The sequence below is a fragment of the Streptomyces sp. NPDC030838 genome (assembly GCF_055572035.1).
On sequence record NZ_JBVIED010000011.1, the window covers coordinates 39020 to 59724 of the forward strand.

Consider the following 20705-nt stretch of genomic DNA (forward strand, 5'->3'; position numbering starts at 1 on the left):
TGTTATATGCAGTACTGCAGTACGTCGGAAAGCAAACCGCTTTTGCTGGAAAAACACAAACCCCTGGGAGAGGCTCACAGCCCGGCCCTGGCCCGGAAAGGTGCGCGTTTCGGACATAGGGAACCCGGGCAGGGTCGCCGCGACGGAATAACGACGATCACAGATGCAGAAGCATCCGGCTGTTGCCCAAGGTGTTCGGTTTCACTCGTTCGAGACCCAGGAACTCCGCGACGCCCTCGTCATAGGAACGCAGCAGCTCCGCGTAGACATCGGTGTCGACCGGCGTCTCGCCGATCTCCACGAAGCCGTGCCGGCCGAAGAAGTCCACTTCGAAGGTGAGGCAGAAAACCCGGCGAACGCCGAGCCAGCGCGCGGTCTGGAGCAACTTCTCCAGCAACTGGTGACCGACGCCGGCGCCCTTGAGGCCGGGCTTCACCGCGAGAGTGCGCACTTCCGCGAGGTCTTCCCACATCACGTGCAGTGCGCCACAGCCGACGACCTCGGCGTTGTCGTCACGTTCCGCGACCCAGAACTCCTGGATGTCCTCGTAAAGCGTGACCGTCGCTTTGTCGAGCAGGATGCCGTGGCGGACGTACGCGTCAAGGAGTCGGCGCACGGCGGGGACATCGCTGGTCCGGGCCCGTCGGACGGTGATGGCTTTAGCGGTGACTTCGGGGTTCTCCGCTCGGTTCTCCGCCGGGTTCTCGGCGGTGGGCCTCTCTGCTGACATGTGCGGACGCTATCGCCCGTCGCGCTCCGATGCCGAGCCGGGGTTCTCCGCTTGGGGTTCTGCTCCGGCTTCCGGTTCCGTCCGGGCTTCGGCTTGTGGTTGCCGTTCCGGTTCGGGTTCGGGTGTTTCCGGGCCCTGGACGACGCGCATGGCATCCCGCAGGGCCTGGCGCTGTTCCTCGCTCATCATGCCGAAGAAGGCGACGAGTGCGGCGGCGGGGTTGTCGCTCTGCGACCAGGCGTCGTTCATCAGGGCGGCGGCGTAGGCGGCGCGGGTGGAGACCGCCTCATAGCGATAGGCCCGGCCTTCCGCCTCGCGGCGGACCCAGCCCTTCTGATGGAGATTGTCCAAAACGGTCATCACCGTGGTGTAGGCGATGGACCGTTCTCGCTGAAGGTCTTCCAGGACTTCTCGAACGGTCACCGGGCGGTTCCACTTCCACACCCGCGTCATGACCGCGTCTTCGAGTTCTCCCAATGGGCGAGGCACAGCTTGAACAATAGTGGGAGATCTCGGCAATGGCGTGCCGGACGGGCCCTTTCTCTGCAAACGGGAGCAAAAAGGACGCCCGCGGGTGCGGGCGTGGGAAGGCAGGGCGCGCGGCGCCGGGACGGCCGCTCAGGCGTCGGTGGACGAAGACGTGCTCGAGGAGGACGGGCGGGCGCTCTCCGCGCGCGCGAGCGCGGCGTCGACGGCCGCGTCCTCCTTGGCCTTGTTGGCCCCGCCCTGGGACTTCACGATCACCCGGATCACGCTGATGAAGAACACGGCCATGACGGCCGGGGGCAGGAGCGCGGAGACGTAGTCCATGACTCCAGGGTAGTCGCGCGCGCGGGGGCGCCCGGGGCGGGGTGCCGCGTCCCGTCAGCCGGCGACCAGCTGCCGCGGCGGGTTCGCCGAGGGCTGGGGCGGCTTGCGGCGGGGGAAGACCTCGCCGGGGGTGGGGATGGGACGGCGGCTGGGCTGCCGGGGCGTGCCCGGAGCGGGGGTCGGCTGGGCCGGCTTCTCGGCGGGTTTCTCCGCGGGCTTCTTCTCGGGCTCCCGCGCGGGGGCCTCGTCGGCGCAGCGGCCGCCGGGCAGGGCGAGCAAGCGGGTGCGGGACGCCGGGAGCAGGGGGTTGGGCCGGGGCACCTGGGCGGCACGGCGGGCCAGGCGAGCCCGGACGTCCTGCTCGGCGAGGGCCTGACAGCGGTCGAGGAGGGCAGCGGCGGCGGGGTTGCCGCGCAGGGCGCGCAGCGCGGCGAGGTCGTCGGGGGTGGGGCGGTGGCCGGCGCTCAGGGCCTCCTCCAGGAGTGTGAGGTAGCCGGCCGCGGTGCCGGGGAGGGCGGCGCGGTAGCGGACGAGGTCGGCCACCAGGAAGGCCCGCAGGCGGGCGCCCTCGCGCATCGCCTCGTCGAGCGAGTCGGCGAGGTGAAGGCAGTCCTGGACGTCCTCGGCCGAGGCCTGGCCGGGGTGAAGGGCGAGGGCGAGAGCACGGCGGAGCACACGCAGCTCCTCCACACCGAACGCCATGCCGCCGCGGGATCCGTAGGGCGTGGGCATGCGGCGACGATACGCGCTAATCAGACAAACTTCGCACCCAAGATCCGGTGTGGCGCGTGGGAGCCACCCGTATCGCTCAAGCCGCGCCCACCCCCGGCCGGCCGCGACGCCCCGCGCGGCTACATACGCGACACGTTCCGCTCGTACACCATCCGCAGCCCGATCAACGTCAGCCACGGCTCGTGCTCGTCGATCACGGACGACTCACCCAGCACCATCGGCGCCAGCCCACCCGTGGCGATGACCGTCACATCGTCCGGGTCGTCCGCCAGCTCCCGGGCCATCCGGTTGACCACCCCGTCCACCTGCCCGGCGAACCCGTACACGATGCCCGCCTGCATCGCCTCGACGGTGTTCTTGCCGATCACGCTCCGCGGCCGCGCCACCTCGATCTTCCGCAGCTGCGCGCCCTTGACGCCCAGTGCCTCGACCGAGATCTCGATGCCGGGGGCGATGACTCCGCCGACGTACTCCCCGCGCGCGGACACCGCGTCGAACGTCGTCGCCGTACCGAAGTCGACGACGATCGCGGGGCCGCCGTAGAGCTCGACCGCGGCGACCGCGTTGATGATGCGGTCCGCGCCGACCTCCTTGGGGTTGTCGGTGAGGATCGGCACGCCCGTCTTGACGCCCGGTTCGACGAGGACGGCCGGTACGTCGCCGTAGTAGCGGCGGGTCACCTCGCGCAGCTCGTGCAGGACGGACGGCACGGTCGCGCAGATCGCGATGCCGTCGATGCCGTCGCCCAGTTCCTCCCCGAGGAGCGGGTGCATGCCCATCAGGCCCTGGAGCAGCACCGCCATCTCGTCCGCGGTGCGGCGGGCGTCGGTGGAGATGCGCCAGTGTTCGACGATGTCCTCACCGTCGAACAGGCCGAGCACGGTGTGCGTGTTGCCCACGTCGATCGTCAGCAGCATGGCCGGTCCCCGTCTCCTACTCCGCCGCTCGCAGGTCCAGGCCGATGTCGAGGATCGGCGAGGAGTGGGTCAGGGCTCCCACGGCGAGGTAGTCGACGCCCGTGTCCGCGTACGCCCTGGCGTTCGCCAGGGTGAGCCGGCCGGAGGCCTCCAGCGCGGCGCGGCCGTTCACGATGGCCACCGCCTCCTCGCACTCGATCGGCGTGAAGTTGTCCAGCAGGATCAGGTCGGCGCCCGCGTCGACGACCTCGCGCAGCTGGTGCAGGGTGTCGACCTCGACCTCGATGGGGATGTCGGGGAAGCGTTCCCGGACGGCCTGGAAGGCCTCGGCGACGCCGCCCGCGGCGACCACGTGGTTGTCCTTGACGAGGGCCGCGTCGGACAGCGACATGCGGTGGTTCACGCCGCCGCCGCAGCGGACCGCGTACTTCTCCAGCGAGCGCAGGCCGGGGGTCGTCTTACGGGTGTCACGCACGCGTGCCTTCGTACCCTCCAGAACGTCCGCCCACGCGCGCGTTGCGGTGGCGATGCCGGAGAGGCGGCACAGCAGGTTGAGGGCGCTGCGCTCGGCGGTGAGCAGGTCGCGGGTCCGGGTGGTGATGGAGAGCAGCTTCTGGCCCGCCTCCACGCGGTCGCCGTCCTCGACGTGGCGCTCCACCTCGAACTCGTCCTCGCAGACGATCGACATGACCGCCTCGGCGACCCGGAGGCCCGCCACGACGCCCGCCTCGCGGGCGACGAAGTCGGCGGTGGCCACCGCGTCCTCGGGGATGGTCGCGACCGTCGTCACGTCCACGCCGCCCGCCAGGTCCTCCTGGATGGCGACGTTGGCGATGTCCTCGACCTCCACGGGGTCGAGTCCGGCGTCGGCCAGGAGCTGGGCGAGCGCGGGGTCGAGGCCGCACTCCAGGTACGCCTCGTCGGTGTCCGCGCCGCAGGCGCAGCCGTCGCCGCAGCCGCCGTCGCTGGCGAGGGGAAGATCGGGGGTGCTCACTGCTCTCACTGCTCCTGGGGACGGTGCGCCGGGGGGTTCGGCCGGGTCGGGGGAAAGTCTGCGGTGTCCGTGGTGTGCACGGCGAGGGTGCGGTCGGGGTTCAGCCGTACGACGATGTGGCGGCGCCACGCGGTGTCGTCACGGTCGGCGTGGTCCTCGCGCCAGTGGCAGCCGCGGGTCTCCTCGCGCAGCCGGGCGGCGGCGACCAGCACGCGGGCGACGCACAGCAGGTTGGTGGCCTCCCAGGTGTCGACGCCGGGCTCGGCGGTCTTGCCGTTCTCGGTGAGCGCGTCGCGGGCCTCGGTGTGCAGCTGCTGGAGCCGGTCGGCGGCCTTGGCGAGGGAGTCGGCGGAGCGCAGCACGCCCGCGCCCTCGGTCATGATCCGCTGGATCGCGAAGCGGGCCTCGGGGACCTGCAGCGGGTGGGCGGGCACCTCCGGGTAGGGCACCGGTTCGGGCACGCGCGCGTGGAGGCCGCTTTCCGCGTGGGTCGCGGCGATGTCGGCGGCGATGCGCTCGGCGTAGACCAGGCCTTCGAGGAGGCTGTTCGAGGCGAGCCGGTTCGCGCCGTGCACGCCGGTGCAGGCGACCTCGCCGCACGCGTACAGACCGGGGACGGTGGTCCGGCCGTGGGAGTCGGTGCGCACGCCGCCGGAGGCGTAGTGGGCGGCCGGGGCGATCGGGATGGGCTCGTGGACCGGGTCGATGCCGTTGGCGCGGCAGGCGGCGAGGATCGTGGGGAAGCGCTGCTCCCACATCTCGGCGCCGAAGTGCCGGGCGTCGAGGAACATGTGCTCGGCGTCCTGCTCCTGCATCCGCCGCATGATCCCCTTGGCGACGATGTCCCGGGGGGCGAGTTCGGCGAGTTCGTGCTGGCCGGCCATGAAGCGCACGCCGTCGGCGTCGACCAGGTGGGCGCCCTCGCCGCGGACCGCCTCGGAGACCAGGGGCTGCTGGCCCTCCGCGTCGGGGCCGAGGAACAGCACGGTCGGGTGGAACTGGACGAACTCCAGGTCGCTGACCTCGGCACCCGCGCGGAGCGCGAGGGCCACGCCGTCGCCGGTGGAGACCGAGGGGTTGGTGGTGGCGGAGAAGACCTGGCCCATGCCGCCGGTGGCGAGGACCACCGCGGGGGCGTGCACGGCGCCCACGCCGTCGTGCTGACCCTCGCCCATGACGTGCAGGGTCACGCCCGCCGTACGGCCGTCGCCGTCCGTGAGGAGGTCGAGGACGAGGGCGTTCTCGATGGCGCGCACGCCCCGCGCGCGCACCGCCTCGACCAGCGCGCGGGAGATCTCCGCGCCGGTCGCGTCGCCGCCCGCGTGGGCGATCCGGCGGCGGTGGTGGCCGCCCTCGCGGGTGAGCGCGAGGCCGCCTTCGTCGGACTCGTCGAACTGGGCGCCGGTCTGGATGAGCCGGCGTACGGCGTCGGGGCCCTCGGTGACGAGGATCCGCACGGCCTCCTCGTCGCACAGGCCCGCGCCCGCCACCAGGGTGTCGTCGAGGTGCTGCTCGGGGCTGTCGCCCTCCCCGAGGGCCGCGGCGATGCCGCCCTGGGCCCAGCGGGTGGAGCCGTCGTCGAGGCGGGCCTTGGTGACGACGACCGTGTTCAGGCCGGCGGCCTCGCAGCGCAGGGCCGCGGTCAGGCCGGCCACGCCGGAGCCGACGACCACCACGTCCGCGTCGATGGACCAGCCCGGAGCGGGCGCGTGCAGTCGTATGCCTGTGCTGGTCACGAGGCGGCTCCGAAGGTGAGGGTGACGTTGTCGATCAGCCGGGTCGCGCCGACCCTGGCCGCGACGGCGAGGACGGCCTCGCCGGTGAAGTCGTCCGCGACCTCCGTGAAGTCGGCGGGGTCGACCAGGGCGAGGTAGTCGAGGACCAGCGGCGGGTCGAGGCGGGCGGCCTCGTCGAGGACCAGCCGGGCCGCCCCGCGGACCTCCGCCGGGCCGCCGGGGACGGCCTTGGCGACGGCGTGCGCGTCGGCCGCCGCGCGGGACTCCCCTATGGCGCTCAGCGCCTCAGCCCGCGCCCGCGTGGAGGGCACTTCACGCGCCCGCGCGCGCAGTGCCTCCAGCGCCACGTGCCGGTCCTGCGCCGCGAACAGCGCGCGGGACAGCGCGAGGGCGGTGCGCCGCTCCTGGGGGGACAGGTAGCGGTTGCGGCTGGACAGGGCCAGGCCGTCCTCCTCGCGGACGGTCGGCACGCCGACGATCTCGACGGGAAAGTTCAGGTCCCGCACCATCCGCCGGATCAGGGCCAGCTGCTGGGCGTCCTTCTGGCCGAAGAACGCGACGTCGGGGCGGGTGAGGTGGAGCAGCTTGGCGACGACGGTGAGCATGCCGTCGAAGTGGCCGGGACGCGAGGCGCCCTCCAGGCGCTCCCCCATGGCTCCCGCGCGGAGGGTGATCTCGGGCTTGCCGTCCGGGTACATCTCGTCGACGGACGGCGCGAACACGATGTCCGCGCCCGCCTGCTCGGCGGTCTTCAGGTCGGCTTCCAGGGTGCGCGGATAGCGGTCCAGGTCCTCGCCCGCGCCGAACTGGAGCGGGTTCACGAAGACGGTGACGACGACGTAGCCGTCGCGGCCGACGTGCTCCCGCGCGGTGCGGATCAGCGTGGCGTGCCCCTCGTGCAGCGCCCCCATGGTCATCACGACGGCGGTGCGGCCGGGCACCGAGAAGTGGTCCAGGACGTAGCCGAGGTCGTCCAGGGTGGGGACGAGTTCGAAGTCGCGGCTCATTGGTCTCCCCCGTTCTCGGGCAGCGCCGCGCCGTCGGCGAGCACGCCCAGCAGGTCTTCGGCGAGTTCCGGCTTCAGCAGGCCGTGAGCGAGCGCCCGGTCGGCGGTCGCGCGGGCCATCGCCAGATAGCCGGCGACGGTCTGCGGGGCGTGGGCGCGCAGTTCGGCGATGTGCGCCGCGACGGTGCCCGCGTCCCCGCGCGCGACGGGGCCGGTCAGGGCGGCGTCGCCGGAGCGCAGGGCGTTGTCCAGGGCGGCACCGAGCAGCGGGCCGAGCATCCGGTCGGGGGCCTGGACGCCGGCCGCGCGCAGCAGCTCCAGGGACTGGGCGACCAGGGTGACCAGGTGGTTGGCGCCGAGCGCGAGGGCCGCGTGGTAGAGCGGCCGGTTCTGCTCGGCGATCCACTCGGGCTCGCCGCCCATCTCGATGACGAGGGCCTCCGCCGCCAGGCGCAGCTCCTCGGGGGCGGTGACCCCGAAGGAGCAGCCGGCGAGCCGCTGGACGTCCACGGGGGTGCCGGTGAAGGTCATCGCCGGGTGCAGGGCCAGCGGCAGGGCGCCCGCGCGCAGGGCGGGGTCCAGGACCTTCGCGCCGTACCGTCCGGAGGTGTGCACGAGCAGCTGGCCGGGCCGTACGGCGCCGGTCTCGGCGAGGCCGGACACGAGTCCCGGCAGGGTGTCGTCGGGGACGGTGAGCAGCACCAGGTCGGAGCGCTCCAGCACCTCGGCGGGCGGGACCACCGGCACGTCGGGCAGCAGCAGCGCGGCGCGGCGCTTGGAGGCGTCGGAGACCGCGGAGACGGCCACCGGGCGGTGCCCGGCGAGCTGGAGGGACGCGGCGAGCGCCGGGCCCACGCGGCCGGCGCCGACGACGCCGACGGTGAGCCGCGCGGGGCGGTCCCTGGGATCTGGCTGTTGGCTTGTACTCACGCGACGGCGGCCTTCCCGTTCCAGTCCGCTCGGGGTACCGGACGATTTCTCGTCATGTTAACGCGATCGGTTCGAGGGGCGTTCGGTTGTCCACAGGCTGTGGGTTTCTGTCCGAGGTTCCCCGACGGGGCTGTGGGAAAAGCGAGTGCCCACGCGGAGACCGCACGCGATGATCACCGGCATGAGTGATTCGGCCGAACAGAACGCACCGGAACCGTTGTCCGAGGACGAGTACGCACCGGACCCCTTGTCCGAGCACGAGAACGCACCGGAACCCTTGTCCGAGGACGAACAGCGCAAGCAGCGCCGAGAGCGGCGCATCAGCGCGTCTCGGAGCGCGCAGCGCATTCTCGCGCGCCCCAGCTTCATGCTCACGCTCCGCGAGCGCCTGGCGGTGCTGGACACGGCGTCCGAGCTGTACGACCTGGACGAGCCGGCGGACATGTACGGCAACGGCGTCGTCGAGGCCCTGGAGGAGAAGGTGGCCGGGCTGCTCGGCACCGAGGCCGCCGCCTTCTTCCCGACCGGCACGATGGCCCAGCAGGTGGCCCTGCGATGCTGGGCGGGCCGCACCGGGAACCCGGTCGTCGCCCTGCACCCGCTCGCCCACCCGGAGGTGCATGAACGCCATGCGTTCAGCCAGGTCAGCGGGTTGCGCCCGGTCCACGTGACGAGCGAGCCGCGGCTGCCGACCGCCGACGAGGTGCGCACCCTGGAGGAGCCGTTCGGCACCCTGATGCTGGAGCTGCCCCTCAGGGACGCCGGTTTCCTGCTGCCGTCCTGGGAGGAGCTGACCGAGGTCGTGGAGGCGGCGCGCGAGCGCGAGGCGGTGGTGCACTTCGACGGCGCGCGCCTGTGGGAGTCGACGGTCCACTTCGGCCGCCCCCTGGAGGAGATAGCGGGCCTCGCGGACAGCGTGTACGTGTCGTTCTACAAGTCGCTCAACGGCTTCGGCGGCGCCGCGCTGGCGGGCCCGAGGACGCTTGTGGAGGAGGCGAAGACCTGGCGGCACCGCTATGGCGGCACGCTGTTCCAGCAGTTCCCCACGGCGCTGTCGGCGCTCGCCGGGCTGGAGCGTGAGCTGCTCCGGCTGCCGGAGTACGTGCGCCACGCGCGCGTGGTGGCCGCCGCGCTCCGGGAGGGCTTCGCGGCGGCCGGTCTGCCGTGGGCGCGCGTGCACCCGGAGGTGCCGCACACCCACGAGTTCCAGGTGTGGCTGCCGTACGACGCCGATGTGGTCACCGAGGCCGCGGTCCGCACGGCCGAGGAGACCGGGACGGTCCTCTTCCCCTACGGCTGGGACCGCAAGGGCCCGGGTCTGGCCTGCACAGAGGTCTGCGTCCGCGCCGCCGGCCTCGAGTGGAGCGCGGACGACGTACGGTCCGCGGTCGCGGACTTCGCGGTCCGGCTGGCCGAGGAGGCGGCCCGCGCGGGCGGCTAGAACCGCAGCCGCAGCCGCAGCCGGCGGCCCAGGGTCCGCCGGACGCGTCCCCGCGCGGGGCGGCCGGACAGGACGGCCTGGAACTCCCGGCGGTCGCGCCATTCGCGCACGACCTGCCAGTCGTGGGCGCCGGGCTGCGGCGGGGCGGGCTCGCCGAGGCGGTGGGCGCGGTAGGCGTCGAGGAGGTACTGCTGGGTGATGCTCATGGCGGATCGCCTCTTCGGGAACGTCGGGGACACAGGGGATTCCGGAAGGCTCCGCGGCTGCCCCGGTTCCTCCAGCGTGCGACCGGACGCGTCGGCCCGTCCCGCCAGTTGACGGCACCCGTCAAACGACGAGGGCGCTGTCGGTGGCCGGGTGCACCATGGGGTCATGAGCGTGAGCATCGACATCACCGGGCTGCCGCGGGAGCGGATCTCCTTCGTGCCGTCGCCGCTGGCCGAGCTCGGCATGGCCCTGCACGCGCTCAGCGAGCCCGGGCACCACCCCGGGCTCCAGGGCTGGGCGACGGCGGTCTCCTCGCAGTTGGACCCCGGTCTCGCGGACCGCCTGTGCGAGGCGGACTTCCTGTGGCGCACCACCTTCTCCGACGTCTTCGCCCCGTTCGCCGGCATCCCCGGCTCCCCCACGCTGCCGGGCGCCACCCTCACCGAGGAACTGGACCTGCTGGACAAGCTGACGGACGAGCAGTTCGTCCACGCGGCGCTCGAGTTCACCTGCCAGATCAGCTACGACACGCAGAGCGCCGGCCCGCTGGAGGACGAGGCGGTGCGCCGGCGCGCGCTGGAGATGGCCGCCGCGCGGGGCTGTGTCCAGGAGCGGTTCACCCGGCGGCTGCTCCAGGACCCGCCGGCCGTGCGCGCCTGGTTCCGGCAGCTGATGCAGGACTGCGAGGAGGCCTTCTTCGCGGACGTCTGGGCCCGGGTCCAGCCGCAGCTGGCCGCCGACGCGCGGCACAAGACGGAGCTGCTGCGCCGCAAGGGCCTCGGCGCCGCCCTGACGGCGGTCTCCTCGGCGGTGTCGCTGGACGAGGAGGCCAGGCTCATCACGGTCGACAAGCTGATCGAGGGCCGCACCGCCACGAGCGACGGCGGCCTGGTGCTGGTCCCGACGAGCCTGGGCTGGCCGCACGTGATGGTCCTGCACCGGTACGGCTGGCAGCCGGCCATCACCTATCCGGTCAGCGGCTCCGCGCCGCAGGCGCCTTCCGTGGAACAGCTCACCCGCCGGCTGGAGGCGCTCGCGCATCCGGTGCGGATGCGGCTGTGCCGCCATCTCGCCCGCGCCCCGCACACCACCGGCGAGCTGGCCGACGCGCACGGCATGTCGGCGCCCGAGATATCCCGGCATCTGAGCGTGCTGAAGAAGGCCGGGCTGATCAGCACGCGCCGCCGTGGCCGCTATGCGCAGCACCAGCTGGATCTCTCGGCGGTGGCCCGGCTGGGCAGCGACTTCATCGAGGGCGTCCTGCGCTGACCGCGCGGGCCGCCGCCCCGGTCGGTCGAGCGCCGACCCGCCGCCCGGGGCCGCCGCCCGGTTCAGTCGAAGCGGATGTGCCGGATCCCCACCCGCGCCTGCCGCAGCCGGGTCCGGACGTGCCCCTCGTGGTTGGGGCGGAGGGTCAGCCCGGCCAGGACGGCGATCCGGTCGGCCGTCTTCGGCACGGTCGAGTGGTCCGTCCACAGATGCTCGGCGAACTCCGGTTCGCGCAGCCGCTCCAGACAGTGGTCGAGCTGCTGGACGGCCCAGCTCTCGCGGCGCAGCCCGGCGTTCTTCCCGGCGATGAACCGGAGCAGGTGCCCGAAGCCCCGCTCGCGCAGCCGCGCGAGGACGGTCTCGCGTTCCGCGAGCAGGGTGAAGTGCCGTACGTCATGGTCCAGTTCGCGCAGCCGTCCGACGGTCTCGGCGAAGTAGCCGGAGTCGGTGACGGTCATGGGCACGATGACCACGCCGTCGTGCCGGGTCAGGGCGAGGTCGAGGACCTCGACGACGCCCTGCCGCCAGGACGCCAGGTCCTGGAAGTTCCCGCGCAGTTCGGGGGGCAGCATGCGGCGCAGGCCGAAGCCGGCGTGCTCGGGGTCGCAGATGACGCTGCCGGGCAGGCGGCGCTGTATCTCGTGTGCGGTCTGTGTCTTGCCGCCCCCGAAGGGGCCGTTGATCCACAGGAGCATGCGCAGGACCCTACCGACGGCCCGGGAGGCCGTCAGCCGGTCGGAGCGATCAGCCGTGTCCGCCGGTCGGCGCCGTCGACCGTTTCCGCGATCGGCACCATCAGCCGTGTCCGCCCGCCCGCACCAGACCCGTCTCGTACGCCAGGACGACGACCTGCACCCGGTCCCGCAGCCCGAGCTTGGTCAGGATGCGGCCCACGTGGGTCTTCACGGTCGCCTCGGACAGCACCAGCCGGGCGGCGATCTCACCGTTGGACAGGCCCTGCGCGACCAGCACCATGACCTCTCGCTCCCGGTCGGTGAGCCGCTCCAGCTCCTTGTGCTGCGGCTCCTTGCCGGTGCTGGGCAGCATCGGCGCGAACCGGTCGAGGAGCCGCCGGGTGGTCGACGGGGCCACCACGGCGTCGCCGCTGTGCACCGCGCGGATCGCGGCGAGCAGCTCACCGGGCGGCACGTCCTTGAGCATGAACCCGGAGGCGCCCGCCTTCAGCCCGGAGAACGCGTACTCGTCGAGGTCGAAGGTGGTCAGGATCAGCACCTTCGGCGGGTTCGGCTCCGCGCAGATCCGGCGGGTGGCCTCCACACCGTCCAGCTTGGGCATCCGTACGTCCATCAGCACCACGTCGACGGCGGTCGAGCGCACCACCTGGAGGGCCTCGACGCCGTCGCCCGCCTCGGCGACGACCTCCATGTCCGGCTGGGCGGCGAGCACCATCCGGAACCCGGTGCGCAGCAGCACCTGGTCGTCGACGAGCATCACGCGGATCGTCATCGGGGCCTCTTCCGTGTCCATGGTCGGGGTGAGTGCTGTCCGCCGGGGGGCGTGACAGGTGTCAACAGGGGGCGTGCGAATGCGTCAATGCGCCGGTTTGAGCGGCAGCAGGGCACTGATGCGGAATCCTCCGCCGGGGCGGGGGCCCGCGTCCAGGGTGCCGCCGACCATCCCGACCCGCTCGCGCATGCCGATCAGGCCGTGGCCCTGTCCGTCGGCGCCGCCCTCCTCGTACAGCTCGTGCGGGGCGCCCTTGCCGTCGTCCTCGACGAGCAGGCCGAGGCCGTCGTCGAAGTACACCAGCCGCACGCTGGCGCCCGCGTTCGGGCCGCCGTGCTTGCGGGTGTTGGTCAGCGCCTCCTGCACGATGCGGTAGGCGGTCAGCTCGACGCCGCTGGGCAGCGGGCGTGGGGTGCCCTCGATCTTGAAGTCCACGGGCAGTCCGGAGCCCCGGCACTGCTCGACCAGCTCCTCGATTTGCTGGACGTCGGGCTGCGGGACGTACTCCCCGCTCTCCTGGTGCTCGCCGGTGCGCAGCACGCCGAGCAGCCGGCGCATCTCCGCGAGCGCCTGGCGGCCGGTGGAGGAGATGGTCTCCAGGGCCTTCTTCGCCTGGTCGGGGGCGGCGTCGAGGACGTAGGCGGCGCCGTCGGCCTGCACCACCATCACCGACACGTTGTGCGCGACGACGTCGTGCAGCTCCCGCGCGATCCGGGCGCGTTCGGCGGCCACCGCGACCTTGGCCTGCGCCTCGCGCTCCCTCTCCAGGCGGGCGGCGCGCTCCTCCAGCTGCGCGAAGTAGGCGCGGCGGGTGCGGATCGAGTCGCCGAGCACCCAGGCCAGGGCGAACGGCACGGTCTGGAAGACGGCGACCGCGACATCGCCCAGCACACTGCTCTCGGTGGCGGGCCAGCGGATCTGGGCGAGGGGCGCCGCGCACAGCCCGCCGATCAGCGCGAGCCGGGAGGCCCAGCGCGCCCCGACCGCGGCCACCGTGTAGACGATCACCAGCATGGCGAAGTTCGCGGGCGTCGTCGCCACGTCCAGCACCAGCTGGGCCACGCCCACCCCGGCCGCCAGCAGCAGCATCTTCTCCGGCATCCGGCGGCGCAGCGCGACCACGAGGCACAGCAGCAACACGACCGGCAGGATGAGCAGCGGCTGGTCGGTGCCGGTGTACTCCTGATCGGCCAGTCCGCTCACCAGGGAGAGACCGAGCAGGATCAGGGCCCAGAAGCCGTCGACCCATGCCGGGTGCCTGCGGAGAAAGTCATAGAGGCGCTGCACGTAACCCAGCGTAGGGAAGTGCGATGCGTGTGGGGGTCAACCGGAGGTCCGATCCGTACCGGACACACGTACTCCGCAAGGTGGAGGAGCCGTTCGGCTGTGCGCCTAGCCTTGCGGTGTGACGGATGAGATGGGCACCGGATGGCAGGGGTGGCGGCCGGCGGCCGAGGACGCGCTGTACGGGCCGGGCGGTTTCTACCGCAGGCCTGAGGGCCCTGCCGGGCACTTCCGTACGTCTGTGCACGCGTCGCCGCTGTTCGCGCGGGCCGTGGCCGGGCTGCTGTGCCGGGTCGACGAGGCACTGGGTCGCCCCGACCCGCTGGACTTCGTGGACATGGCGGCGGGCCGCGGTGAACTCGTCACCGGTGTGCTCGCCGCGCTGCCCGCCGAGGTGGCGGCCCGCACGCGCGCGTACGCCGTCGAGATCGTCGGCCGACCGGCCGAGGTCGATCACCGTATCGAGTGGCGCGCCGAACCGCCGAAGGCCCTCACCGGGCTGCTGTTCGCCAACGAGTGGCTCGACAACGTGCCCGTCGAGATCGCGGAGACCGACGCCGCGGGCGTGTCGCGGCGGGTGCTGGTGCGGGCGGACGGGACGGAGCGGCTCGGCGAGCCGGTCGCCGGCGCGGAGGCGGCGTGGCTGGCCCGGTGGTGGCCGCTGCCGGGCGAGGAGGGGCTGCGGGCGGAGATCGGGCTGCCCCGGGACACCGCGTGGGCGTCGGCCGTCTCCTGTGTGGAGCGGGGGCTCGCGGTGGCCGTGGACTACGCGCACACGGCGGACACGCGCCCCCCGTTCGGGACGCTCACCGGCTTCCGGGAGGGGCGCGAGACGGCGCCCGTGCCGGACGGGTCGTGCGACATCACGGCACACGTCGCGCTGGACGCGTGCGCGCTCCCCGGGGGGCGCGTACTGACACAACGCGACGCCTTGCGCGCCTTGGGGGTCGCAGGCGCACGCCCCCCGCTCGCACTCGCCTCCACAGACCCCGCGGGATATCTGCGCGCCCTCGCGAGCGCCGGCGAGGCCGCCGAGCTCACCGCGCCGGGCGGGCTCGGCGACTTCGGCTGGCTGGTCCAGCCGGTTGGAATTCCGGACCCACTGCTCCAGACGTCGTCCACCGACCGCTGACCGCTACTTGTCGATGTCCCCGACCACGAAGAACATCGACCCCAGGATCGCCACCATGTCCGCCACCAGCGTGCCCGGCAGCAGCTCGGTGAGCGCCTGGATGTTGTTGTACGAGGCCGAGCGCAGCTTCAGCCGGTACGGCGTCTTCTCGCCCTTGCTCACGAGGTAGTAGCCGTTGATGCCGAGCGGGTTCTCGGTCCACGCGTAGGTGTGCCCCTCGGGCGCCTTCAGCACCTTGGGCAGGCGCTGGTTGATCGGCCCGGGCGGCAGCTCGGCGAGCCGGTCGAGGCAGGCGTCGGCGAGGTCGAGGGCGACGTGCGTCTGCTCCAGCAGGCACTCGAAGCGGGCGAGGCAGTCGCCCTCCTGCCGGGTGACGACCTTCAGGGTGTCCTGGAGCTCGCCGTAGGCCAGGTACGGCTCGTCACGGCGCAGGTCGAAGTCGACGCCCGAGGCGCGCGCGATGGGACCGCTCACGCCGTAGGCGTGCACGGTCTCCGGCGTGAGCGTGCCCACGCCCCGCGTGCGCCCCCGGAAGATCTCGTTGCCGAGGACCAGGTTGTCGAAGACGTCCATGCGGGAGCGCACGTCGGCGACGGTGGCACGCGCGCGTGCGGTCCAGCCGGCCGGCAGGTCCTCCTTGAGGCCGCCGACGCGGTTGAACATGTAGTGCATGCGCCCGCCGGAGACCTCCTCCATGAGGTGCTGGAGCTCCTCGCGCTCCCGGAAGGCGTAGAAGATCGGGGTGATGCCGCCGAGCTCCAGGGGATACGAGCCGAGGAACATCAGGTGGTTGAGCACCCGGTTCAGCTCGGCGAGGAGCGTGCGCGTCCACACCGCGCGCGGGGGCACCTCCATGCCGAGCATCCGTTCCACGGCCAGGACCACGCCCAGCTCGTTGGAGAACGCCGACAGCCAGTCGTGGCGGTTGGCGAGCATGATGATCTGGCGGTAGTCGCGCGCCTCGAACAGCTTCTCCGCGCCGCGGTGCATATAGCCGATCACCGGCTCCGCGCGCGTGATGCGCTCGCCGTCCAGGAGCAGCCGCAGCCGCAGCACGCCGTGCGTGGACGGGTGCTGAGGCCCGATGTTGAGCACCATGTCGGTGCTCTCCGCGGCGCCGCCGATGCCGACCATGGTCTCCGTCGTAGGAGTCATGGACCCAGTCTCTCCTACGTACGCTGGCCTCATGGAAACGGGGAGCCCGCGGGGCACGGAGGAGGCGGGGGCCGGGCCGGTCTGGACCGGACTGCCGCCGGGCCTGTTGCGGATGCGACAGCTGTTGCTGGTGGTGTGGCTGGGGGCGCTGGCACTGGGCCTGGGATTGCTGCTCGGGCTGCTGGTGGGCCCCGCGTGGGCGGCGTTCGCGCTGCTGCCGCTGGCCCTGATGGCGTGGGGCTGGGATCTCGTCGAGCGCAACTGGCGCTCCTGGCGGTACGCCGAGCGCTCCGACGACCTGCTGATCATCCGGGGCGTGCTGTGGCACGAGGAGACGGTCGTGCCGTACGGGCGCATGCAGCTGGTGGAGGTCACCTCCGGCCCTCTGGAGCGGCACTTCGGGCTGGCCAGCGTGCAGCTGCACACCGCGGCCGCCGCGACCGACGCGACCATCCCGGGCCTGGAGCCGGCCGAGGCGGAGCGGCTGCGCGACCGGCTCACCGAGCTGGGCGAGGCCCGATCGGCGGGGCTGTGAACGCGCCGGGCACCGAGGGCGCCAGTGACCACGTACGCCGCGAGGACACCGTGACCGAGCGGCGGCTGCACCCCGTGACGCCGCTCAGGCGCGCGTGGGCACCGGTCGCCGTGCTGATCGGCTGGGCGCTGCACGACCCGGACCAGGTGCAGCGCCAGCTGACCCGGCTGACGACGACCACCCTGCTCATCGCGCTGGCCGTGCTGATACCGGCCGCCGCCCTCTACGGCTTCCTCAGCTGGTGGTTCACCCACTTCGCGGTGACCGAGAGCGAACTGCGCATCCGCACCGGACTGTTGTTCCGGCGCACCGCGCACATCCGGCTGGAGCGCATCCAGGCCATCGACGTCACCCAGCCGCTCCTCGCGCGCGTGGCGGGCGTCGCGAAGCTCAAACTCGACGTCATAGGGACCGACAAGAAGGACGAACTCGCCTTCCTGGGCGAGGACGAGGCCCGCGCGCTGCGCGCGGAGCTGCTCGCGCGGGCGGCCGGTTTCGCGCCCGAGACGGCGCACGAGGTGGGCGAGGCACCGGCGCGCCAGCTGCTGCGCGTGCCCCCTGGGGTCCTCGCGCTCTCCCTCGTACTGACGGGCGCGACGTGGGGCTCGCTGGCCGCCGCGCTCGTCGTGCCACCGGTGCTGTGGTTCGCCACCCACAGCCTGTGGACGGTGCTCGCGACCGGTCTGCCGCTGCTCGGCGCGGCGGGCGCGAGCAGCGTGGGACGGTTCGTCGCGGAGTACGACTGGACGGTGGCCGAGTCCCCGGACGGGCTGCGGATCGACCGCGGGCTGCTCGACCGGGTGCACGAGACGGTGCCGCCGGGGCGGGTGCAGACCGTGCGGATCGTGGAGCCGCTGCTGTGGCGACGGCGCGGCTGGGTGCGCGTGGAGCTGGACGTGGCCGGGTCGTCGAACTCCGTACTGCTGCCGGTCGCCCCGCGCGAGGTCGCCGAGTCGGTCGTCGCGCGCGTGCTGCCCGGGGTGACCGTGCCGCCGCGGCAGGCGCTGTCCGGGGCGCCGCGGCGCGCGGGCCGGTGTGTGCCGTTGTGGTGGCGGGGCTACGGCTTCACCGCCACCGACGCCGTGTTCGCCGCCCGGCAGGGACTGCTGCGGCGCAGCCTCGCGCTCGTGCCGCACGCGAAGGTGCAGAGCGTCCGGCTCACCCAGGGGCCCTGGAAGCGCCTGTGGGGCCTCGCGGACGTCCACGTGGACACGGGAGCCGGCAAGACCGTCACGGCGCGTCTGAGGGACGCCGAGGACGCCGGGCGGCTGCTGCGGGCGCAGGCGGAGCGCTCGCGGACGGGGCGGAGGGACGCGCGGCCGGACCGCTGGATGGCGTAGCGGCCGCGCGGCGGCGGCTTCAGGAGGCCGCGGTGCGCAGCCCCTGCAGGTCGATCTGCTCGGTCTCGTCGTGGGCCGTGAGGTCGATGACCTGGCCGACGGCCCGCTCGGCGGCGGCGTCCGCGGGCTTGAACTCGCCCTCGGTCTCGGCCTTGTGCAGGTCCAGCGCCTCCTGGCCGACGACGTCGGCGAGGTCCTCGTTCTGCACCGCCTCCAGAGCGGCGGCGGCGCCCTTCGTCTTCGTACCGAAGAAGTCGAATCCGCCCTCGACGGCGGGGCGCCGCGCGGGGGCGGGCGGTACGACGGCCACCGCGGTCGGCACGGTGAAGTGCCCGGCGGGCTGCTGTGCGGCGCCGGGTCGGTCCAGGGAGGCGGCGGCCGCGTGCTCCTGCCCGGCGGCCGCCTCGGACTTCCCCTCCGCCTCGTCCTCCCACGCGGCCTCCGCGTCGGCGGCACGCCCGGCACCGGGTTCGGCGGACTGCCGCGGAACGGAGGCGTCGGACGCGGCGGACTGCTGCGGCACGTGAACTCCTGGCGCGGCGGGCCGCCGCGGCACAGAGCCGTCGGACGCGGCGAACTGCTGCGGCACGGAAGCGCCGGACGCGGACGCCGCGCGGGACTGGGTGGCGGCTTCGGCAACCGAACCGCCCTTGGCAGCCGCCCCGGGCTCGGCGGCCGTCTCGGGGGTCACGCCGGCCCTGGCAGCGGCTTCGGGGGACGCCTCGGCGTCAACGGTCACACCGGCCTCGACGCCTCCCTCGGCAGCCGCCCCGGCCTCAACCACCGACTCCCGCGTCGCACCAGACGCGGCGTCGGCAGGCACCCCGCCGAACCCCGCGTCGGACTCCACGTCGGCCTCGGGCACCACGCCAGACCCCGCGGGGGACTCAACGTCGGCCTCGGGCGCTACGCCGGCCCCCGCCGGGGACTCCACGTTGGCCTCAGGCGCTACGCCCGACCCCGCCGGGGATTCAACGTCGGCCTCAGGCGACCCGCCGGACCCCGCCTCGGACCTCGCGGCGGCCTCCGCCCCCGCGTCCGGCGTCCCGGCGGCCCCAGGGGCCGCATCCGCGTCCAGCCGGGCCAGTGCCGCACCGGCGCGCAGGAACAGCCGGGAGCCCTCCGGCGAGAAGAGCGCGGGAACGGCCGACGCCTCCTCGGACGCGGACTCGGCCTCCTCCCGCACCTGCTCCGGCTGCTGTGGCTCCAGCTCCCGCACCGGCACCGGCACCGGCGGCAGCGCCCGCGCGGGCGAGGCGGCCTCCAGCTCCAGCAGCCGCCGGCCCTCAAGGGCGCTCGCGCGCTCGGTCTCGGCGGTGGCGTACCGGCGCAGCAGCGCCGCGTGCTCGTTGCGCAGACCGGCCAGTTCGGCGCGCTTGGCACGCAGCCGCTGCTCCAGCTTCTGGCGCAGCTCCCGCGACTCGTCGAGGTCCGCCTCCAGTTCGGCGACCCGCTCCTCGAAGCGCCACTCGTCGCTCGCACGCGCGCGCGTGAGGTCGGCGACGCGCTTGCCCGCCTGGATGTCCCAGCGCCGCATGACGACCGCGCCGACCACCGCCGTCACCGCGGCGGCGGCGGCCAGGCCGCGCAGCACCATCGGTTCCGTGAACACCCAGGGGCCGACAGCGCAGACGAGGGAGACGCCGGCGATCGCCGACGGCGGAAGCAGCCTGTGCAGAGGCGGAGAATGGCGGTGACGTCCACGTGGCATGGCCAGAAACTTACCGCGCGTAGGCGAATCGTGGTGCCCCGGGCCGTAAAAAGAAAGCCACGACGAAGGGTTCACACCGCATCAGGAACACAGAACGGAAGGAAAGAATCCGCCGCCGAATTCAGCAAGATCGTTTTCATGCCCCGGCCAGCCGCCCGCTCATCCACTCCAGCGCCGCCGGGATCTCCCGCCGCCAGGTGTTGAAGTTGTGCCCGCCGCTTTCCAGGATGATCGACGAGATCCGCGTCGGAGGCGCCGCTTTCACCCGCTCGATGAACTTCAGCGTGTCCTTGTAGTTCGACTCCCCGGACTTGCTGCTGGTGACGAGCAGCGAGGTGTCCGGCGCGGGCAGATGGTCCAGACACCACCACAGATCGGCGCGATTCCGCACCTCCTCGTCCCCCTGGTAGAGATCGCCCGTCGTGGCGTCGACCGGCGCCTTGTAGTACGCGGACAGACCGACACCCGCGCCGAACACGTCCGGATGGTGCATCGCGAGTTTCAGCGCGCAGTAACCGCCCGTGGAGTCCCCGACGACGCCCCAGCGGCCGGGTTTTCCGTCCACCCTGTAGTGGGCCGTCACGGCCTCGGGCAGGTCCTTGGCGAAGAACGACTCCGCCTGTGGGCCGCCGGGGACATCCACGCACTCGGTGTCCCGGGGCGGCGCCACGGTCGGCCGGAGCATCACCAGGATCATCGGTTCCATACGGCCCTCAGCGGCCAGTTCCCGTGCCGTGCGCGGGAAATGCAGCTTGTCCACCAGCGCCTCGGCCGTGCCCGGATAGCCGGTGAGAACGACGGCCGCCGGGAACGTGCGGGTGCGATAGCGCGGCTGGAAGTACTCCGGCGGCAGGTACACGTACGCGTGCGTCGCGATATCGGTCGTACGGCCGGCCACGGCCACCTTCTGCACCCGGCCGCCGCTCTCCGGCCGGACTCCCGGCGCGCCCGCCACGCGCCGGTTCTCCAGGACCTCCAGGCCGCCGCCCGCCGCGTGGTCCACGACCACGCCCAGGTCGTCCTCCCGCCCGAACAGGTCGGCCCAGCTCGCGTAGAAGCCGAACGCCTGGTTGGCGGCGAGCCCCACGGACGCGAACAGCGCCACCTGTGTGGCCAGCAGCAGAGCGATCCGGCCGCCGACGGCCCGCAGGCCGCGCCGGGCCAGCCGCGGCCACGTCCACACCGTTGCGGCGAACAGCGCGACGGCCGACCCGACGGCCACCGCCAGCGTCATGTCGCTCGTGAGTCCCATGGGGTGTTACCCGTCCCCTAGTGCTTTCCCTGACTTTCCCCGACCTTTGACCCCGCT

At 73.0% G+C, this 20705-nt stretch carries 21 protein-coding genes; 5 read left to right on the forward strand and 16 right to left on the reverse strand.

Annotation, left to right across the window (positions count from 1 at the left end; translation table 11 throughout):
• Positions 1–157 precede the first annotated feature (157 nt).
• From ACZ42A_RS25920 to ACZ42A_RS25960, 9 genes are all read right to left on the reverse strand, one after another.
• Positions 158–730, reverse strand: a complete 573-nt coding sequence (locus ACZ42A_RS25920; protein WP_468529655.1) for an amino-acid N-acetyltransferase — start codon at positions 728–730, stop codon at positions 158–160.
• 9 nt (positions 731–739) lie between these two features.
• Complete coding sequence (locus ACZ42A_RS25925) at positions 740–1183, reverse strand: BlaI/MecI/CopY family transcriptional regulator (RefSeq protein ID WP_468529656.1); 444 nt, start codon at positions 1181–1183, stop codon at positions 740–742.
• A 165-nt stretch (positions 1184–1348) separates the two neighbouring features.
• Positions 1349–1540, reverse strand: a complete 192-nt coding sequence (locus tag ACZ42A_RS25930) for a hypothetical protein (protein WP_468529657.1) — start codon at positions 1538–1540, stop codon at positions 1349–1351.
• Positions 1541–1594: 54 nt separating this feature from the next.
• Entirely contained in the window at positions 1595–2242 is a 648-nt protein-coding gene (locus ACZ42A_RS25935; RefSeq protein WP_468529880.1) for a hypothetical protein, read from the reverse strand.
• Between the two features lie 149 nt (positions 2243–2391).
• On the reverse strand, positions 2392–3189 hold the full coding sequence (locus tag ACZ42A_RS25940) for a type III pantothenate kinase (RefSeq protein WP_468529658.1): 798 nt from the start codon (positions 3187–3189) through the stop codon (positions 2392–2394).
• Positions 3190–3205: 16 nt separating this feature from the next.
• On the reverse strand, positions 3206–4183 hold the full coding sequence (gene nadC / locus ACZ42A_RS25945; protein WP_468529659.1) for a carboxylating nicotinate-nucleotide diphosphorylase: 978 nt from the start codon (positions 4181–4183) through the stop codon (positions 3206–3208).
• A 5-nt stretch (positions 4184–4188) separates the two neighbouring features.
• Positions 4189–5919 carry an L-aspartate oxidase gene (locus tag ACZ42A_RS25950; protein ID WP_468529660.1) on the reverse strand — a complete coding sequence of 577 codons (1731 nt, stop codon included), beginning with the start codon at positions 5917–5919 and terminating at the stop codon, positions 4189–4191.
• The gene (gene panC / locus ACZ42A_RS25955; protein WP_468529881.1) at positions 5916–6836 is read right to left on the reverse strand and encodes a pantoate--beta-alanine ligase; all 921 of its coding nucleotides are present in this window, start codon (positions 6834–6836) and stop codon (positions 5916–5918) included. The genes ACZ42A_RS25950 and panC overlap by 4 nt, the downstream gene beginning before the upstream one ends.
• An 86-nt stretch (positions 6837–6922) precedes the next feature.
• Positions 6923–7855, reverse strand: a complete 933-nt coding sequence (locus ACZ42A_RS25960) for a Rossmann-like and DUF2520 domain-containing protein (protein ID WP_468529661.1) — start codon at positions 7853–7855, stop codon at positions 6923–6925.
• 181 nt (positions 7856–8036) lie between these two features.
• Between ACZ42A_RS25960 and ACZ42A_RS25965 the strand changes: the two genes are divergently transcribed.
• Positions 8037–9296, forward strand: coding sequence for a threonine aldolase family protein (locus ACZ42A_RS25965; protein WP_468529662.1), 1260 nt, complete (start codon positions 8037–8039; stop codon positions 9294–9296).
• On the opposite strand, the gene ACZ42A_RS25970 is transcribed toward ACZ42A_RS25965, so the two are convergent.
• Positions 9293–9502 carry a hypothetical protein gene (locus ACZ42A_RS25970; RefSeq protein ID WP_468529663.1) on the reverse strand — a complete coding sequence of 70 codons (210 nt, stop codon included), beginning with the start codon at positions 9500–9502 and terminating at the stop codon, positions 9293–9295. The genes ACZ42A_RS25965 and ACZ42A_RS25970 overlap by 4 nt on opposite strands.
• Before the next feature lie 166 nt (positions 9503–9668).
• Between ACZ42A_RS25970 and ACZ42A_RS25975 the strand changes: the two genes are divergently transcribed.
• Entirely contained in the window at positions 9669–10772 is a 1104-nt protein-coding gene (locus ACZ42A_RS25975) for a DUF5937 family protein (RefSeq protein ID WP_468529664.1), read from the forward strand.
• Positions 10773–10834: 62 nt separating this feature from the next.
• Here ACZ42A_RS25975 and ACZ42A_RS25980 read toward each other — a convergent pair whose 3' ends face one another.
• From ACZ42A_RS25980 to ACZ42A_RS25990, 3 genes are all read right to left on the reverse strand, one after another.
• The gene (locus ACZ42A_RS25980; protein WP_468529665.1) at positions 10835–11467 is read right to left on the reverse strand and encodes an AAA family ATPase; all 633 of its coding nucleotides are present in this window, start codon (positions 11465–11467) and stop codon (positions 10835–10837) included.
• Positions 11468–11567: 100 nt separating this feature from the next.
• Positions 11568–12239 carry a response regulator transcription factor gene (locus tag ACZ42A_RS25985; RefSeq protein ID WP_468529882.1) on the reverse strand — a complete coding sequence of 224 codons (672 nt, stop codon included), beginning with the start codon at positions 12237–12239 and terminating at the stop codon, positions 11568–11570.
• Between the two features lie 84 nt (positions 12240–12323).
• The gene (locus tag ACZ42A_RS25990) at positions 12324–13526 is read right to left on the reverse strand and encodes a sensor histidine kinase (protein ID WP_468529666.1); all 1203 of its coding nucleotides are present in this window, start codon (positions 13524–13526) and stop codon (positions 12324–12326) included.
• Between the two features lie 130 nt (positions 13527–13656).
• On the opposite strand from ACZ42A_RS25990, the gene ACZ42A_RS25995 reads away from it, so the two are divergent.
• Positions 13657–14655: an SAM-dependent methyltransferase gene (locus ACZ42A_RS25995; protein ID WP_468529883.1), complete on the forward strand. Its 999-nt coding sequence runs from the start codon at positions 13657–13659 to the stop codon at positions 14653–14655.
• A 3-nt stretch (positions 14656–14658) separates the two neighbouring features.
• Here ACZ42A_RS25995 and ACZ42A_RS26000 read toward each other — a convergent pair whose 3' ends face one another.
• A complete protein-coding gene (locus ACZ42A_RS26000; RefSeq protein WP_468529667.1) occupies positions 14659–15810 on the reverse strand; it encodes an NADH-quinone oxidoreductase subunit D in 1152 nt (383 codons plus the stop codon).
• Between the two features lie 31 nt (positions 15811–15841).
• On the opposite strand from ACZ42A_RS26000, the gene ACZ42A_RS26005 reads away from it, so the two are divergent.
• A complete protein-coding gene (locus tag ACZ42A_RS26005) occupies positions 15842–16345 on the forward strand; it encodes a PH domain-containing protein (RefSeq protein WP_468529668.1) in 504 nt (167 codons plus the stop codon).
• Positions 16342–17685: a PH domain-containing protein gene (locus ACZ42A_RS26010; RefSeq protein WP_468529669.1), complete on the forward strand. Its 1344-nt coding sequence runs from the start codon at positions 16342–16344 to the stop codon at positions 17683–17685. The genes ACZ42A_RS26005 and ACZ42A_RS26010 overlap by 4 nt, the downstream gene beginning before the upstream one ends.
• A gap of 19 nt (positions 17686–17704) precedes the next feature.
• Here the strand turns inward: ACZ42A_RS26010 and ACZ42A_RS26015 are convergent, their stop codons facing one another.
• Both ACZ42A_RS26015 and ACZ42A_RS26020 read right to left on the reverse strand, forming a co-directional pair.
• The gene (locus ACZ42A_RS26015) at positions 17705–19396 is read right to left on the reverse strand and encodes a hypothetical protein (RefSeq protein WP_468529670.1); all 1692 of its coding nucleotides are present in this window, start codon (positions 19394–19396) and stop codon (positions 17705–17707) included.
• A 136-nt stretch (positions 19397–19532) separates the two neighbouring features.
• Positions 19533–20648 carry an alpha/beta hydrolase gene (locus ACZ42A_RS26020; RefSeq protein WP_468529671.1) on the reverse strand — a complete coding sequence of 372 codons (1116 nt, stop codon included), beginning with the start codon at positions 20646–20648 and terminating at the stop codon, positions 19533–19535.
• Positions 20649–20705: the final 57 nt, after the last annotated feature.

Excerpts from the sequence above, each read along its gene's own strand:
- ACZ42A_RS26020 (WP_468529671.1), bottom strand. The coding sequence starts at position 20,648 with ATGGGACTCACGAGCGACATGACGCTGGCGGTGGCCGTCGGGTCGGCC.
- ACZ42A_RS25935 (WP_468529880.1), bottom strand. The coding sequence starts at position 2,242 with ATGGCGTTCGGTGTGGAGGAGCTGCGTGTGCTCCGCCGTGCTCTCGCC.
- ACZ42A_RS25930 (WP_468529657.1), bottom strand. The coding sequence starts at position 1,540 with ATGGACTACGTCTCCGCGCTCCTGCCCCCGGCCGTCATGGCCGTGTTC.
- ACZ42A_RS25980 (WP_468529665.1), bottom strand. The coding sequence starts at position 11,467 with ATGCTCCTGTGGATCAACGGCCCCTTCGGGGGCGGCAAGACACAGACC.
- ACZ42A_RS26000 (WP_468529667.1), bottom strand. The coding sequence starts at position 15,810 with ATGACTCCTACGACGGAGACCATGGTCGGCATCGGCGGCGCCGCGGAG.
- ACZ42A_RS25975 (WP_468529664.1), top strand. The coding sequence starts at position 9,669 with ATGAGCGTGAGCATCGACATCACCGGGCTGCCGCGGGAGCGGATCTCC.
- ACZ42A_RS25985 (WP_468529882.1), bottom strand. The coding sequence starts at position 12,239 with ATGACGATCCGCGTGATGCTCGTCGACGACCAGGTGCTGCTGCGCACC.
- ACZ42A_RS26015 (WP_468529670.1), bottom strand. The coding sequence starts at position 19,396 with ATGCCACGTGGACGTCACCGCCATTCTCCGCCTCTGCACAGGCTGCTT.
- ACZ42A_RS25940 (WP_468529658.1), bottom strand. The coding sequence starts at position 3,189 with ATGCTGCTGACGATCGACGTGGGCAACACGCACACCGTGCTCGGCCTG.
- ACZ42A_RS25970 (WP_468529663.1), bottom strand. The coding sequence starts at position 9,502 with ATGAGCATCACCCAGCAGTACCTCCTCGACGCCTACCGCGCCCACCGC.
- ACZ42A_RS25965 (WP_468529662.1), top strand. The coding sequence starts at position 8,037 with ATGAGTGATTCGGCCGAACAGAACGCACCGGAACCGTTGTCCGAGGAC.
- panC (WP_468529881.1), bottom strand. The coding sequence starts at position 6,836 with ATGACCATGGGGGCGCTGCACGAGGGGCACGCCACGCTGATCCGCACC.
- ACZ42A_RS25995 (WP_468529883.1), top strand. The coding sequence starts at position 13,657 with ATGGGCACCGGATGGCAGGGGTGGCGGCCGGCGGCCGAGGACGCGCTG.
- ACZ42A_RS25920 (WP_468529655.1), bottom strand. The coding sequence starts at position 730 with ATGTCAGCAGAGAGGCCCACCGCCGAGAACCCGGCGGAGAACCGAGCG.
- ACZ42A_RS26005 (WP_468529668.1), top strand. The coding sequence starts at position 15,842 with ATGGAAACGGGGAGCCCGCGGGGCACGGAGGAGGCGGGGGCCGGGCCG.
- ACZ42A_RS25925 (WP_468529656.1), bottom strand. The coding sequence starts at position 1,183 with ATGACGCGGGTGTGGAAGTGGAACCGCCCGGTGACCGTTCGAGAAGTC.